Annotated in this window: 11 protein-coding genes; 7 read left to right on the forward strand and 4 right to left on the reverse strand. The window is 73.7% G+C overall.

The window, feature by feature from the left end:
- Positions 1-1,046: 13E12 repeat family protein (locus FHL80_RS19190; RefSeq protein ID WP_138734964.1), on the reverse strand; the 1,046-nt coding region annotated here is incomplete at its 3' end.
- A 115-nt stretch (positions 1,047-1,161) separates the two neighbouring features.
- On the opposite strand from FHL80_RS19190, the gene FHL80_RS19195 reads away from it, so the two are divergent.
- Positions 1,162-1,632 (forward strand): hypothetical protein, encoded by a 471-nt coding sequence (locus tag FHL80_RS19195; protein ID WP_138734965.1) that lies wholly within the window; start codon positions 1,162-1,164, stop codon positions 1,630-1,632.
- The gene (locus FHL80_RS19200) at positions 1,629-2,798 is read left to right on the forward strand and encodes a zinc-dependent alcohol dehydrogenase (protein ID WP_138734966.1); all 1,170 of its coding nucleotides are present in this window, start codon (positions 1,629-1,631) and stop codon (positions 2,796-2,798) included. Before FHL80_RS19195 ends, FHL80_RS19200 begins: the two co-directional genes overlap by 4 nt.
- A gap of 138 nt (positions 2,799-2,936) precedes the next feature.
- Here FHL80_RS19200 and FHL80_RS19205 read toward each other — a convergent pair whose 3' ends face one another.
- On the reverse strand, positions 2,937-4,859 hold the full coding sequence (locus FHL80_RS19205; protein ID WP_138734967.1) for an MDR family MFS transporter: 1,923 nt from the start codon (positions 4,857-4,859) through the stop codon (positions 2,937-2,939).
- Positions 4,856-5,383, reverse strand: coding sequence for a MarR family winged helix-turn-helix transcriptional regulator (locus tag FHL80_RS19210; RefSeq protein WP_138734968.1), 528 nt, complete (start codon positions 5,381-5,383; stop codon positions 4,856-4,858). The genes FHL80_RS19205 and FHL80_RS19210 overlap by 4 nt, the downstream gene beginning before the upstream one ends.
- A 179-nt stretch (positions 5,384-5,562) precedes the next feature.
- Between FHL80_RS19210 and hrpA the strand changes: the two genes are divergently transcribed.
- The gene (hrpA, locus tag FHL80_RS19215) at positions 5,563-9,513 is read left to right on the forward strand and encodes an ATP-dependent RNA helicase HrpA (RefSeq protein WP_138734969.1); all 3,951 of its coding nucleotides are present in this window, start codon (positions 5,563-5,565) and stop codon (positions 9,511-9,513) included.
- Positions 9,514-9,587: 74 nt separating this feature from the next.
- Positions 9,588-9,767, forward strand: a complete 180-nt coding sequence (locus FHL80_RS19220) for a hypothetical protein (protein WP_138734970.1) — start codon at positions 9,588-9,590, stop codon at positions 9,765-9,767.
- A 4-nt stretch (positions 9,768-9,771) separates the two neighbouring features.
- Here the strand turns inward: FHL80_RS19220 and FHL80_RS19225 are convergent, their stop codons facing one another.
- Positions 9,772-11,016: a CynX/NimT family MFS transporter gene (locus FHL80_RS19225; protein WP_216870880.1), complete on the reverse strand. Its 1,245-nt coding sequence runs from the start codon at positions 11,014-11,016 to the stop codon at positions 9,772-9,774.
- Between the two features lie 104 nt (positions 11,017-11,120).
- Here FHL80_RS19225 and FHL80_RS19230 point away from each other — a divergent pair, with 104 nt between their 5' ends.
- The 3 genes from FHL80_RS19230 to FHL80_RS19240 are packed head-to-tail and all read left to right on the forward strand — an operon-like array spanning position 11,121 to position 14,727.
- Entirely contained in the window at positions 11,121-13,412 is a 2,292-nt protein-coding gene (locus tag FHL80_RS19230; protein WP_138734971.1) for a xanthine dehydrogenase family protein molybdopterin-binding subunit, read from the forward strand.
- Positions 13,412-13,915, forward strand: a complete 504-nt coding sequence (locus FHL80_RS19235) for a (2Fe-2S)-binding protein (protein WP_138734972.1) — start codon at positions 13,412-13,414, stop codon at positions 13,913-13,915. The genes FHL80_RS19230 and FHL80_RS19235 overlap by 1 nt, the downstream gene beginning before the upstream one ends.
- A complete protein-coding gene (locus FHL80_RS19240) occupies positions 13,912-14,727 on the forward strand; it encodes an FAD binding domain-containing protein (RefSeq protein ID WP_138734973.1) in 816 nt (271 codons plus the stop codon). The genes FHL80_RS19235 and FHL80_RS19240 overlap by 4 nt, the downstream gene beginning before the upstream one ends.
- The last annotated feature ends 10 nt before the right edge of the window (positions 14,728-14,737 follow it).

Raw genomic sequence — 14,737 nt, forward strand, 5'->3', positions numbered from 1 at the left:
CGGCGGGCCAGCCGGGTCAGTTCGGCGGGGGTGAGGGTGGCCAGCAGCTGCCCGTCCGGACCGGTGACGGCGAAGCCGAGGCTCCCGCCCTCCGGCGCGGTCAACCCCAGCGCACCCACCCGGGCCAGCAGCTCACGCAGGTGGCGGGCGGTGATCGGCAGCCCGGACACCTCACCCGGCGTGCTGCTCCTGCCCTCCAGCGCGTCCAGCCCGGCGGAGACCGTAACGTTGGCCGTCACCGGCGGGAGCCCGGAGTCGGCGGGGCGGCGGACCAGCAGCGACAGCACGGCCGCGCTCAGCGCCCCGATTCGGCGGGGATCACCGTCGGCCTTGAGCATCCTCGCCAGCTGATCGACGACGTCGAAGCATTCGACCGCCTCCTCGGTGGGCAGGTCCGCGGCGATCGTCGCCCGGCCCTCGACCGCGCCCGGGTAGACCTGCACGTCGGCGGTCTTCTCCGCCTCCTTCCGACGCTCGTCGGCGGCGGTGGCGTCCAGCCGCAGCATCTCCTCGGTGGCGCGGGCCTTCAACCGGGTCACCGGCAGGTCGCTGGCCTCGGGCAGCAGCGCGGCCTCGACCTGCCCGGCGACCGTGGGGTTGGTGTGCTGCAGCACCTCGGCCAGGGCAGCGGCCCGCCGCTCGTCCAGCTGGTCGGCCACCAGGGCGGCGAAGGTCAACGGCAACTTGGTCAGCCAGGTGTACGCCCGGTCGTACCGGTGGGCAGCCGTACCCCGGCCCACGTTGAGCACCGCCGACAACTCCGCGGTGAAGAACTCACTGGTCCCGCCATAGGCCTCGTCCACGGCCCAGCCGGGCCGGCGGGCGCCCGGCGTACCCGGCGCCGGGTCGTCCGTGGCCGGGCGGGCGGCGGCCAGGCCCATGATCAGCTCGGCCTCGTAGGCGGCGTCGGCGGCCCGGCGCTGCTGCACCCGCTGCAGCTCCACCGCCTTCTCCTCATCCGACAGCCAGGACACCGGCAGCCGCGGCGCGGCGATCCGGTGCTCCCACACCAGGTCCACCACCACCTCCACCGCAGCCTCCGTCATGCACCGAACATACGTACGGGGTACGACAGTTCCGGGGGTCCGACGTGCCGGTTCTCGTTGGCGAAGGGGCCGCTGTCCGGGTTCGCGCCGGAGCGACCTCGGGTACGCGGCGACCATGCCCCTACCGAAGATCGTCACCCGCGCTGCCGGGTTGGCCGGCGGAGCCGGAGGCAAGGCGCTCGCGCGGCTCCAGCACCTGCGGCTGCCCGGCATCGGCCAGTCGTCGGTGACCGACGACCCGCTCACCGCGGCCCGCCGCTGGCGCGCCGTCACCGTGCTGACCGACCCCGAGCAGCTGCGGACGGCGATCCCCGCCCCGCTCGCCGCGTTCGGCGACCGGCTGGACGTGCGGGTCGCCCCGGCTCCCGGCGACCGGGGTGCCGAGCTGGCCGCCCGCTTCCGCGGCCCGGTGACGAAGGACGAGCTCGGTGACCTGCGCGCCGCGCTGCGCGAGTCGAAGGCGCTGGTGGAGGTGGGCGAGGTGCTGCGGGTCGACCCGCAGCCGCACGGCCACCGCAAGCCGACGCCGCAGGGCGCGGCGGTCGAGGGCATGGCCGCCAAGGCGCCGAAGGAGGGTGTGCTGTGAGGGCCGCGACCTGGACCGGTGTCAACGAGGTCTCCGTCGAGACCGTTCCCGACCCGACGCTGCTCAACGACCACGACATCATCGTCAAGGTCCGCAAGACCACCAGCTGCGGCTCCGACCTGCACCTGCTCGGCGGCTACATCCCCTTCATGCGCGCCGGGGACGTGCTCGGCCACGAGTTCATGGGCGACGTCGTCGAGGTCGGCAAGGGCGTCCGCGAGCGCAAGGTGGGCGACCGGGTGGTCGTCAACTCGTTCATCGCCTGCGGCACCTGCTGGTACTGCAAGCAGGAGCTCTACTCACTGTGCGACAACGGCAACCCCAACCCGGGCATCACCGAGGGTCTGTGGGGCCAGAGCCCCGGCGGTTGCTTCGGCTACTCGCACGCGGTCGGCGGCTTCGCCGGCAGCCACGCGGAGTACGTCCGGGTGCCCTACGGCGACGTCGGCGCGTTCGTCGTCCCCGAGGAGGTCAGCGACCTGCGGGCGCTGTTCGCCTCCGACGCGGTGTCCACCGGGTGGATGGGCGCGGAGCTGGCCGGGACCAAGCCCGGGGACACCGTCGCCGTCTGGGGCGCCGGCGGGGTGGGGCAGATGGCCGCGCGCGCGTCGATGCTGCTGGGGGCCGAGCGGGTCCTCGTCATCGACCGGTTGCCCGAACGGCTGGCCCAGGTGCGCGAGCACGTCGGCGCGGAGGTCATCGACTACTCGACGACCGACGTGATGGCCGAGCTCCGCGAGCTGACCGGCGGCCGCGGCCCCGACGTCTGCATCGAGGCAGTCGGCATGGAGGCCCACAGCCCGGGCGTGCACGGCGCGTACGACCAGGTCAAGCAGCAGTTGCGACTGCAGACCGACCGGCCCTCCGCCGTCCGGGAGGCGATCATGGCCTGCCGCAAGGGTGGCAGCCTGTTCGTCCTCGGTGTCTTCGCCGCGGCCGTGGACAAGTTCCCGCTCGGCGCCATGATGAACAAGGGCCTGACCGTGCGCGGTGCCCAGGTGCACGGGCAGCGCTTCACGCCGCGGATCCTCGAGCACATGGCCCGCGGCGAGCTGACCACCGAGCACCTGGCGACCCATGTGATGCCCCTGGAGCAGGCGCCCAAGGGCTACCAGATGTTCAAGGACAAGGAGGACGGCTGCGTCCGCGCCGTCTTCGAGCCGTGACACGGCGATCCTGACGGATCGCCCCGCGGCCAGGTGCCGTCCCGGCGCGGGTTGAGCCACTCCGGCGACACGGTGGCCACGTGGGTGGGAACGCAGAAGGCCCCCTCCCGTCGGGAGGGGGCCTTCTGTCAGGTGACGTCAGTCGTGGTGACGGGCGCCGTCGGGCAGGTGGTCGGCCGGGACGCTGTCCAGGCCGGTCGGCTGGTGCGCGCCCGCCTCGTGCCGGCCGTGCCCGGTCGACGGGGTGACGACGGCGGTCGCGCCGTGCCGCCCGCTGGGCGAGTCCCCGCCCGCCCGCTCGTCGGTCCGGTCGGCGCCGTCCACGGGCGGCTCGACCGACGTCGGGGCGGCGGCACCGGCTGCGTGCTCCGCAGCCAGCGCCGGGCTGTCGGCACCGCCGTCAGCCGGGCCACCGGACTGGGCGGCCTGGATGCCGGACTGGGTCCGGAGCGCCAGCTGCGGCAGGAACAGCAGCACGAAGAACCCGATCGCCACGATGCAGGCCGCGATGAGGAAGACCAGGTCCAGCGTGTCGGCGAAGCCGGTCTTGAACGGGGCGGCCAGGGCCTGGTCGATGGTCTGCACGAACGAGGTGTTGCCCAGGTCGCCGCTCGACCCCTGCAGCTGCGCCACCTGGTCGGGGTGCGCCGCGGCGGCCTGCTGGAACGCCGAGGTGCCCTGAGCCGCCTGGAAGGCGCTGGTGATCCGGCCCGGCAGTGCGCTGAACAGCACGGACAGGAAGACCGCCGTCCCGAGCGTGCCGCCCATCTGCCGGAAGAAGGTCACCGACGAGGTGGCCACCCCGATCTCCCGGGGGGAGACGGCGTTCTGCACGGCGAGGATGACCGGCTGGAAGTTGAAGCCGAGCCCGAGGCCCAGCAGCACCATGAACGGCACCAGCGTCCACACGTGGGTGTCGGCGGCGACGATGAAGGACAGCGACACCAGCGCGGCCACGATGAGGACCGTGCCGACCAGCGGGAACAGCTTGTACTTGCCCGTCCTGGCGACGGTCTGCCCGGCGATGATCGAGCCGGACATGATGCCCAGGACCAGCGGGATCATCTGCAGGCCGGCCTCGGTGGGGCTGGAGCCGTGCACGATCTGCAGGTACTGCGGCAGCAGCAGGATGCCGCCGAACATGCCGGCGCCCAGCACGATGCTGGAGAGGCTGCTCACCGCGAAGGTGCGGTTCGTGAACATCCGCAGCGGGAGCAGCGCGTCGTCCTTGTAGACCCGCTCGGCCAGCACGAAGGCGATGAACCCGACCACCGCGATGGCGTAGCAGACCAGCGCGCTGGTGGAGCTCCAGCCCCAGGTGCGGCCCTGCTCGGCGACGATCAGCAGCGGCACCAGGAAGGTGATCAGCGCCAGCGCGCCGGGGAAGTCGATCCGGTGCTCGCGCTTGGTGTGCGGCAGGTGCAGCACCTTGAACACGACGAGGAACGCCAGGATGCCCAGCGGCACGTTGACGTAGAAGATCCACCGCCAGCCCGCGGCGCCGAAGATCGCGGCCCGGCCGGAGAGGAACCCGCCGATGACCGGGCCGAGCACGCTCGACGTGCCGAAGACGGCCATGAAGTAGCCCTGGTACTTCGAGCGCTCCCGCGGCGGCACGATGTCGGCGATGATCGCCAGCGCCAGCGACATCAGGCCACCGGCGCCGATGCCCTGGATCGCCCGGAACGCGGCCAGCTGGTACATCGAGTGCGCCGTGCCGCACAGCATGGAGCCGATGACGAAGACGGCGATGGCGAACAGGTAGAACGGTCGCCGGCCGTACATGTCGCTCAACTTGCCGTACAGCGGGGTGGCGATCGTCGAGGTGATCAGGAAGGCCGTCGTCGCCCAGGCCTGCAGGTCGTAGCCCTGCAGGTCGTCGGCGATCGTGCGGATCGCCGTGGAGACGACGGTCTGGTCCAGCGCGGCCAGGAACATGCCCAGCAGCAGGCCCGCCAGGATCGTCATGATCTGCCGGTGGCTGAACGCCCCGGACGCGTCGGGCGCGGCGGCCGCCGCCCGGCGTTCAGTGGCCGCTGAGCGGTCGGAGGTCTGGGTCATCGGTCCTTCTCGGGAGGGTGCACAGCGCCGCCGGCGGCGGTGGCCAGGGTGGGGATGAGGTCGTCGAGGTCCCGCACGAAGCGGTGCAGCTGACGGGTGAAGGTGGCGAGCTCGTCGGCGGTCCAGTCGGCCGTGACGCGGGCGAGCACGCGGTCGCGCTCCTGCCGCATCTTCTCGACCTCGGCCTCGCCGGCCGGGGTGACGACGAGCCGGCTGGCGCGGCCGTCCTGCTCGTCGGCCACCCTGCGGACCAGCCCACGCTCGACCAGCAGCGTGACGTGCCGGCTGACGGTGGAGGGGTCGGCGTGCACCAGCTCGGCGAGGGAGCCCTGGCGGAGCGGGCCCAGCCGGGTGAGCGGGAACAGCAGCACGTGGGCCGCGCGCTCGCGCGCCTCGGGACCCGAGCCGCTGGTCGCCTGCGCCTTGAACGCGTGCATCACCCGGACCAGCTGGACGAGCTGGTCGGACAGGGACGCCTGCTCGGCATCTGCTGCGGACCCGGCAGCGGGGAGGACATCGGTCACGGGGGCTCCGGAGGTCAGCGATGGGCGCCACACTGCGCCGGAGGAACAGGTGCACCATACAACCCGTTGTGCCGTACATGCAATCAGTTGCACGGCGCACGGACTGTGAGTCGCGCAACTGCCCCGCCGGGGATGGGACCCTGGGAGCAGGACCCCGTGGAAGGAAGCGCGAGCACCCCGTGACCACCCCGCACGACGACCTCCGGTCGCGGCTGTCCGCGCTGACCCTCACCGACGAGCACCGGCTCGGACGGCGACTCGACGGCACCCGGCGCACCAAGGACCCCGCCGCCCGCGCCCGGCAACGGGAACGGATCGCCGAGGACGTCGCCGTCGCCGAGGAGCGCATCGCCCGCCGCCGTGCCGCCGTGCCGGTCGTCACCTACCCCGAGGAGCTGCCGGTCAGCCAGCGGCGCGAGGACATCGCCGCCGCGCTGCGCGAGTCGCAGGTCGTCGTGGTGGCCGGGGAGACCGGCTCGGGCAAGACGACCCAGCTGCCGAAGATCCTGCTCGAGCTCGGCCGCGGGGTGCGGGGCCGGATCGGGCACACCCAGCCGCGGCGCATCGCCGCCCGCACGGTGGCCGAGCGGATCGCCGAGGAGATCGGCTCGCCGCTGGGCGACGTCGTCGGCTGGAAGGTCCGGTTCACCGACGAGGTGGGCGACCGGACACTGGTCAAGCTGATGACCGACGGCGTCCTGCTCGCCGAGGTCCAGCGGGACCGGATGCTCCGGCAGTACGACACGATCATCATCGACGAGGCCCACGAGCGGAGCCTCAACATCGACTTCCTGCTGGGCTACCTGGCCCGGCTGCTGCCCCGTCGTCCGGACCTGAAGCTGGTCATCACGTCCGCGACCATCGACGTCGACCGGATCGCGAAGCACTTCAGCATGGACGGCGCCCAGGTCCCGGTCGTCGAGGTCAGCGGGCGCACCTACCCCGTCGAGGTCCGGTACCGGCCGGTGATCGACCCCGACGGGCGGGCGGGCGACGACGGAGCCGACGAGGACCGCGACCAGGTCAGCGCCATCGTCGACGCCTGCGCGGAGCTGGTGGCCGAGGGGTCGGGTGACGTGCTGGTGTTCCTCGCCGGGGAACGCGAGATCCGGGACACCGCAGACGCGCTGGGTGAGCGCGGCTTCCCGCACACCGAGGTCCTGCCGCTCTACTCGCGGCTGTCGGCGGCCGAGCAGCACCGGGTCTTCGCCGCGCACACCGGACGGCGGATCGTGCTGGCCACCAACGTCGCCGAGACCTCGCTGACCGTGCCCGGCATCAAGTACGTCGTCGACCCGGGGACCGCGCGCATCTCCCGGTACAGCCATCGCACCAAGGTGCAGCGGCTGCCCATCGAGCCGATCAGCCAGGCCTCGGCCCGGCAGCGGTCGGGCCGGTGCGGCCGCACCAGCGAGGGCATCGCGATCCGGCTCTACACCGAGGACGACTTCGACGCCCGGCCGGAGTACACCGACCCGGAGATCCTGCGCACCAACCTCGCGTCGGTGCTGCTGCAGATGGCCTCGCTCGAGCTGGGCGACGTCGCGGACTTCCCGTTCATCGACCCGCCGGACCGCCGCGCCGTCGCCGACGGCGTGGCGCTGCTGGAGGAGCTGGGGGCGCTGGACGACGCCGGCCGGCTGACCGAGACCGGCCGCTCGCTGGCCGCGCTGCCGCTGGACCCGCGGATCGCCCGCATGGTCGTGGAAGCCGACCGCCGCGGCGTGCTGGAGGAGGTCCTGGTCATCGCCGCCGGGCTCACCGTGCAGGACGTGCGGGAGCGGCCGGCCGAGCACCAGCAGGCCGCCGACGAGCTGCACAAGCGCTTCGCCGACGAGAACTCGGACTTCCTGGGTCTGCTCAACCTCTGGCGGTACCTGGCCGAGCAGCAGGACGCGCTCAGCGGCAACCAGTTCCGCCGCACCGTCAAGCGCGAGTTCCTGCACCACCTCCGAATCCGCGAGTGGCAGGACCTGCACGGTCAGCTCCGCAGTACCGCCCGCCGGCTCGGCATGACCACCGGCACGCTGGCTCCCGAGCCGGACGAGCGGGGGGTGACCGCGTCGCTGCTGGCCGGGCTGCTGTCCCAGATCGGCACCCAGGCCGAGCCGGCCAAGGGCGACCGCCGTCCCGCCCGGGAGTACCTCGGCACCCGCAACACCCGGTTCGTGATCGCGCCGGGCACCCCGCTGGCGAAGAAGCCGCCGCGCTGGGTGGTGGCCGCCGAGCTGGTCGAAACCAGCCGGCTGTTCGCCCGGATGGTGGCGCGGATCGACCCCGAGGTCGTCGAGCGGCTGGCCGACCACCTGGTGAAGCGGCAGTACAGCGAACCGCGGTGGGACGCCAAGCGCGGCTCGGTCGTCGCCACCGAGCGGGTCACCCTCTACGGCCTGCCGCTGGTCGTGGGCCGGCGGGTGCAGTACGGCTCGATCGACCCGGTGGTCTCCCGCGAGCTGTTCGTCCGGCACGCCCTCGTGCAGGGCGAGTGGACGACGCACCACCAGTTCTGGGCCGACAACGCGCGCGCGATCGAGCGGGTCGCCGAGCTCGAGGAGCGGGCCCGCCGCCGGGACATCCGGGTCGACGACGAGACGCTGTTCGAGCTCTACGACGCCCGCATCCCGGCCGACGTCGTCTCCACCCGGCACTTCGACCGGTGGTGGAAGCAGGCCCGCCGGGAGACCCCGGACCTGCTCACCTTCACCCCGGAGATGCTGACCAACGCCGCGGCGGCCGGGCAGGTGCAGGCCGAGGACTACCCGGACGAGGTGCGGCTGACGCAGGGGCTGACCCTGCCGCTGTCCTACGCCTTCGCCCCGGGCGCGGTCGAGGACGGCGTGACCGTCGACGTGCCGCTGGGCGTGCTGGACACCGTCGCCGAGCGGACCTCGGGGGAGTCGCTGGCGTTCACCGTGCCCGGTCAGCGGGCCGAGCTGGTCACCGAGCTGCTGCGCTCGCTGCCCAAGCAGCTGCGCCGCGGGCTGGTGCCCATCCCCGACCGGGTGCGCGAGGTGCTGCCGCACATCGACCCCACCGAGCCGCTGCTGCCGGCACTCGAGCGGGAGCTGCGCCGGGCCACCGCCGTCACCATCCCGCCGGACGCGTGGCAGCCGGCCGCCGTCCCGGCGCACCTGCGCGCCACCTACCGGGTGCTCGACGACCAGCGGCGGACGCTCGCCCAGGGCAAGGACCTGACCGCCCTGCGCGCGCAGGTGGCGCCGCAGGCGCGGGCCAGCCTGGCCCGGGCCGCGTCGACCTACGAGCGCACCGGCCAGACCGCCTGGACCTTCGGCGACCTGCCCCGCACCGTGGAGGTGCAGCGCGGCGGCCACGTGGTGACCGCGTACCCGGCCCTGGTCGACGAGGGGGCGACGGTCGGCGTCCGCGTCGTCCCGACCGAGGTGGAGGCCACCCGGCTGAGCTGGCGCGGTGCGCGCCGGCTGCTCGTGCTGACCGCCGGCTCGCCGGTGAAGCAGGTGGTCAAGGGGCTCTCCCCGCGCACCCGGCTGGCGCTGCAGTTCAACCCGGACGGCGAGATCCCCGACCTCGTCGCCGACTGCGTGGACGCCGCCGCCGACGAGCTCGTCGCGGCCGCCGGCGGGCCGCCGCGCACCCAGGCCGCGTTCGAGGCGCTGGTGGCCACGGCCCGGGCCGAGCTGCCGGCACTCACCGCGGACGCCGTGCGCCGGGTCGAGGCGGTGCTGACCCAGGCCCGCGAGGTGGCGGTCGCGATCGGCGCCGCGCCCGGACGGCGGGTGCCCGACGCCGCGATCGCCGACCTGCGCCGGCAGATGACCGGCCTGCTGCACCGCGGCTTCGTGGCCGACGCCGGACGCCGGCGGCTGCCGGACCTGGTCCGCTACCTCACCGCGATGGCGTACCGGCTGGAGAAGCTGCCGGCCAACGCCGCGCGGGACGCCCTCTGGACGGCGCAGGTCGAGGCGGTGACCGCCGAGTACGAGCAGCTGCGGGCCCGCACCCCGGCGACCGGTGCGCCCGACGACCCGGTGGCCCGGGTGCGCTGGATGGTCGAGGAGCTGCGGGTGGGGCTGTTCGCCCAGACCGTGGGCACGCCCCGGCCGATCTCCGAGCAGCGGGTCTACAAGGCGATCGACCAGCTCTCGGCCTAGCGGCGGCGTTTGCCCGGGCGGCCGGGCGGGGACGGTCGCGGGGACAGTGACCGTCAGACGAAGGAGTCGTCGCGATGAGCGAGAACACCAACTTCACCCAGGCCGGCGACGGACTCTCCGACGAGGAGATGGTGGAGGTCGTCGCCGGGCAGACCGACAGCGCCTCGGAGAACGCCGACGAGGCCGGCAAGGACTGGAACGGCGAGGGCGCCGAGACGCCCCAGCCGTCCGCCGCCACCGACCCGCAGGCCTGACCGGTCAGCGCCGCGGCGCCGTCCGCACCTCGTCCGGGGCCGCCTGGAGCACCTCGTCCAAGGCGCCGTCGGGGTCGAGGACGGCGTCGCGCGACGCCCCCCAGCCGACCAGGCCCATCGGCACCAGCAGGACCAGCAGCAGGCCCAGCGGCCAGCCCCAGTCGCCCGTCGCGTCGTGCAGGGCCCCGAGGACGACCGGTCCGGCCGCAGCGACCAGGTAGCCCACGCACTGGGCGACGCCGCCGAGCCGGGCGGCCACCAGCGGGGTGGCGCTGCGCAGCACGATGAGCGTGAGTGCCAGCGCGAAACCGCTGCCCTGCGCGAGCCCGAACAGCGCCACCCAGACGACCGTGCCCGAGTCCGGGGCCACCAGCAGCCCGGTCAGCCCGCCGACGTAGGCGACGAGGACGGCGACGACCAGCGGTCGCTGGGTCCGCATCCGGCCGGCCACCGCGGGCGCGAGCAGGGCACCCACCGCACCGACCACGTTGGAGGCGGCCAGCAGCAGCCCGCCCTCACCCACCGGCACGCCGGCGTCGGCCAGCAGCGTCGGCAGCCATGCGGCCACCGAGTAGAACTGGACGCTCTGCAGTCCGAGGAAGGCCGTGACCTGCCGGGCCAGCGGGCGCCGCAGCAGCGACCAGGAACCGGCGTCGTCCGGCGCGGTCCGGGTGCCGCGCACCCCGGCGACCGGCACCCACAGCACCACCGCGGCCAGCGCCAGGACCAGCCAGGACGCCAGCGCCACCCGCCAGCCCGCACCCAGCGCCAGCCCGATCGGCACGGTGAGCCCCGCGGCCGCCGCCGCCCCGACGTTCAGCGACGCCGAGTAGGCGCCCATCACCGCGCCCGGCCGGGCGAACTCGCGCTTGACGTAGGCGGGCATCAGCACGTTGGCGATGGCGATCGCCGCCCCGGCGACGAGGCTGCCGCCGTAGAGCAGCCACACCGGGCTGAGCAGCCGCAGCGCGATCCCGGCGACCAGCAGCAGCAGCGACACCGCCACCGCCGTCTCCAGGCCGATCCGGCGGGCCAGCCGCGGGGCCACCGGGGCGAAGGCGCCGAAGCAGAGCACCGGCAGGGTGGTGAGCAGCCCGGCCAGCGCGCTGGACAGCCCCGTGTCGGCCCGCAGGTCGGTGAGCACCGGCGCCACGCCCACCACCGCGGGGCGCTGGTTGAGCGCGACGACCACGATGGCGACGACCAGCAGCACCAGCCCACCCCGGGTACGGCGCCGCTCCTCCTGCACCGGAGCAGCAGATCACACAGCGTGGGAGCGGCACTTCTCGTGTCCTGGCTCACAACATCTGACAGAGTGACCCGCGTCAACGACGACGCAGGGCAGGAGAGCGCATGAGCATCCTCGGCACCCGGGTGGTCCGCACCGAGGACCCGTTGTTCCTCACCCGCGGGGCGGTCTACACCGACGACCTCACCGATGAACGGCTGACCGGCGCGCTGCACGCGACGTTCATCCGGTCCCAGGTGGCCCACGGCCGGCTGCTGTCGGTGGACACCTCCGCGGCGCTCGAGGCGCCCGGGGTGGTCGCGGTCGTGACGGCGGCGGACGTGACCGACCTGGTCCCCATCCCCCCGCCGTTCCCCTTCATCAACGCGGAGATGACCCGGCCGTGGCTGGCGTCGGACCGGGTCCGCTTCGTCGGTGACCCGATCGCCGTCGTGCTGACCGAGGAGCGGTACCAGGGCGAGGACGCCGCCGAGATGGTGGTCGTCGACGTCGACCCGCTCCCTGCGGTGGTCGGCACGGCCGCCGCCGCGGCCGATGAGGTGCTGCTCTTCCCCGAGGCGGGCACGAACCTGATGGCCTCCTTCGGGGACCCCGCGCCGGCGGACTTCTTCGACGGCTGCGAGGTGGTCGTCACCCAGGCGCTGGTCAACCAGCGGGTGGCCCCGGTGCCGCTGGAGACCCGCGCCGCGGCGGCCGCCTGGAGCCCCGACGGCCGGCTCACCGCCTGGTGCACCAACCAGGGCGCCCAGCAGGCGCGCGGCCAGTTCGGGGACTGGCTGGAGATGGACCCGGACCTCATCCACCTGATCACCCCCGACGTCGGCGGGGGGTTCGGCGCGAAGATCGGCGCGGACCCCGAGTACGCCTTCATCGCCTGGCTGGCCAAGCACGTCGGCCGCCCGGTCCGCTGGGCGGAGAGCCGCTCGGAGAACCTGGTCGGGATGCTGCACGGCCGGGCGCAGGACCAGGTGGTCACCATCGGCGGACGCCGGGACGGCACGGTGGAGGCCTACAGCCTGGTCTTCGACCAGGACTGCGGCGCCTACCCCCGGATCGGGGCCGTGCTGCCGACCCTGACCATGCTGATGGCGCCGGGCGTCTACGCGTTTCCGAAGGTGCACGCCCAGGGCCGTGCGCTGGCCACCACCACGACGTCGATCGGTGCCTACCGGGGTGCCGGCCGGCCGGAGGCCACCGCGGCCGTCGAGCGGGCCATCGACCTGTTCGCCGCCGAGATCGGGATGGACCCGGCCGAGGTGCGCCGGAAGAACCTGCTGCCGGCGTTCTCCGAGCCGCACACCACGCCGATGGGCGCCACCTACGACAACGGCGACTACACGGTCGCGCTGGACAAGGCGCTCGAGGCTGCCGGGTACGAGGAGCTGCGTGCCGAGCAGGCCCGCCGTCGGGAGGCCGGCGACGTCCGCCAGCTCGGCATCGGGCTGTCGGTGTACGTGGAGATCACCGGGGCCGACAACGGCGCGGGCACCAAGGAGGCCGCCGAGCTCGAGGTCCACGCGGACGGCACGGCCACCGTGCTCACCGGGACGTCCCCGCACGGGCAGGGCCACGCGACCTCCTGGGCGATGATCGCCAGCGACCAGCTCGGCATCCCCGTGGAGAAGATCACCGTGCTCCACGGCGACACCGACCTGGTGCCGCAGGGCGGGGGCACCATGGGGTCACGCAGCCTCCAGCAGGGCGGCGCGGCGGTGCACCAGGCCGCCGAGGAGCTGATCGAGGAGGCCCGGCGCCGGGCCGCCGAACGGCTCGAAGTGGACCCCACGGACCTGGTCGTCGACCTCGGGCTCGCCGGGCTCGCCGTGCGCGGGACCCCGGGTGCCGCCGTCAGCTTCGCCGAGCTGGCCGAGGACGAACGGCTGCTGGTCAACACGGTGTTCAACGCCGACGCGCCGACCTTCCCGTTCGGCGCCCACGTGGCTGTCGTCGAGCTCGACGTCGAGTCGGGCAAGGCGCAGCTCACGCGGCTGGTGGCCGTGGACGACGCCGGCACGATCATCAACCCGCTCATCGCCGAGGGCCAGCGGCACGGCGGCTTCGCCCAGGGCGTCGCCCAGGCCCTGCTGGAGGAGGTCCTCTACGACGAGGACGGCAACCCGACGACGTCGACGCTCGCGGACTACCCGTTCGTCTCGGCGACCGAGGTGCCCAGCTTCGAGCTCGTCGACATGGCCACGCCGACGCCGATGAACCCGCTCGGGGCCAAGGGCATCGGCGAGGCGGGCACGATCGGTGCCACCCCGGCCGTCCAGAACGCCGTCATCGACGCCGCAGCGCACCTCGGCGTCCGGCACGTCGACATGCCGGTCACGCCGATGCGTGTCTGGCGGGCCATCCAGCAGGCCACGCACACCCAGCAGCAGGAGGGCAACTGATGCAGGTCTCCATCACCGTCAACGGTGAGCAGCGCACCGACGAGGTCGAACCCCGGCTCCTGCTGGCGCACTACCTGCGGGAGGTGCGTGGTCTGCGGGCCACGAACATCGGCTGCGACTCGACGTCCTGCGGGGCGTGCACGGTCATCGTCGACGGGCTCAGCGTGAAGAGCTGCACCGTGCTCACCGCGCAGGCAGACGGGGCCCAGGTCACCACGCTCGAGGGGCTGACCGGTGCCGACGGTGAGCTGCACCCGGTGCAGGCGGCCTTCCGCGCCGAGCACGGCCTGCAGTGCGGGTTCTGCACGCCGGGCATGGTGATGGCCGCGATCGGCGTGCTCGCCGACAACCCCGACCCGACCGACCGCGAGGTCCGGGAGGGGCTGGAGGGCAACCTCTGCCGGTGCACCGGCTACCACAACATCGTCCGCGCGGTCCTGACCGCGGCCCAGGCCGGTCCCGCCGCCGGTCAGGTGCCGCAGGCGCAGGAGGTGGAGGCATGATCCCGACCGCGTTCGACTACGTGCGCGCCCGTTCGGTCGACGAGGCGCTGGCCGCCCTGACCGAGCACGGGGAGGACGCCAAGCTGCTGGCCGGGGGCCACTCGTTGCTGCCGATCATGAAGCTGCGGCTGGCCATCCCGACGGTGCTGATCGACATCGGCGGCATCCCGGACCTGTCCTACGTCCGGGTGGAGGGGGACGAGGTCGCCGTCGGCGCGGGCACCCGGCTCTTCGAGATCGAGCGGGACGAGGTGGTCCGCGCGGAGGTGCCGCTGTTGTCGCACGTGGCCGGTCGGGTCGGCGACCCGCAGGTCCGCCACCGCGCCACCCTCGGCGGCACGGTGGCGCACAGCGACCCCGCGTCGGACGTCCCGACCGGCCTGCTCGCCCTCGGGGGCGACGTGGTCGTGCAGGGACCGGCCGGGCGCCGCTCGATCCCGGTGACCGCGTGCTGGACCGGCTTCTTCGAGACCGATGTCGCCGCGGACGAGATGGTCGTCGAGGTCCGGGTGCCCCGCACCGGCTCCTCCGGGTGGGGCTACGAGAAGTTCACCCGCCGGGAGAACGACTGGGCGATCGTGGCGGCCGCCGCGGTCGAGGGCCGGGTGGCGCTGGCCAACATGGCCGGCACCGTCGTGCGGGCCGCCGCGACCGAGGAGGCGCTGGCCCGGGGAGCGTCCATCGCCGAGGCCGCTGCACTGGCGGACCAGGGCACCTCGCCGTCGTCGGACATGCACGCCGACGCCGACTACCGCCGGCACCTGGCCCGGCTGCTGACCCGTCGCGCCCTGGAGACCGCCGCCGCGGCCTGATCCGGGTCTC

Origin of the sequence: Modestobacter excelsi (genome assembly GCF_005930495.1) — a bacterium.
GTDB classification, from domain to species: Bacteria; Actinomycetota; Actinomycetes; order Mycobacteriales; family Geodermatophilaceae; genus Modestobacter; species Modestobacter excelsi.

Coding starts and splice junctions, on each gene's coding strand:
- FHL80_RS19195 (WP_138734965.1), top strand. CDS start 1,162: ATGCCCCTACCGAAGATCGTCACCCGCGCTGCCGGGTTGGCCGGCGGA.
- FHL80_RS19205 (WP_138734967.1), bottom strand. CDS start 4,859: ATGACCCAGACCTCCGACCGCTCAGCGGCCACTGAACGCCGGGCGGCG.
- FHL80_RS19220 (WP_138734970.1), top strand. CDS start 9,588: ATGAGCGAGAACACCAACTTCACCCAGGCCGGCGACGGACTCTCCGAC.
- FHL80_RS19230 (WP_138734971.1), top strand. CDS start 11,121: ATGAGCATCCTCGGCACCCGGGTGGTCCGCACCGAGGACCCGTTGTTC.
- FHL80_RS19235 (WP_138734972.1), top strand. CDS start 13,412: ATGCAGGTCTCCATCACCGTCAACGGTGAGCAGCGCACCGACGAGGTC.
- FHL80_RS19240 (WP_138734973.1), top strand. CDS start 13,912: ATGATCCCGACCGCGTTCGACTACGTGCGCGCCCGTTCGGTCGACGAG.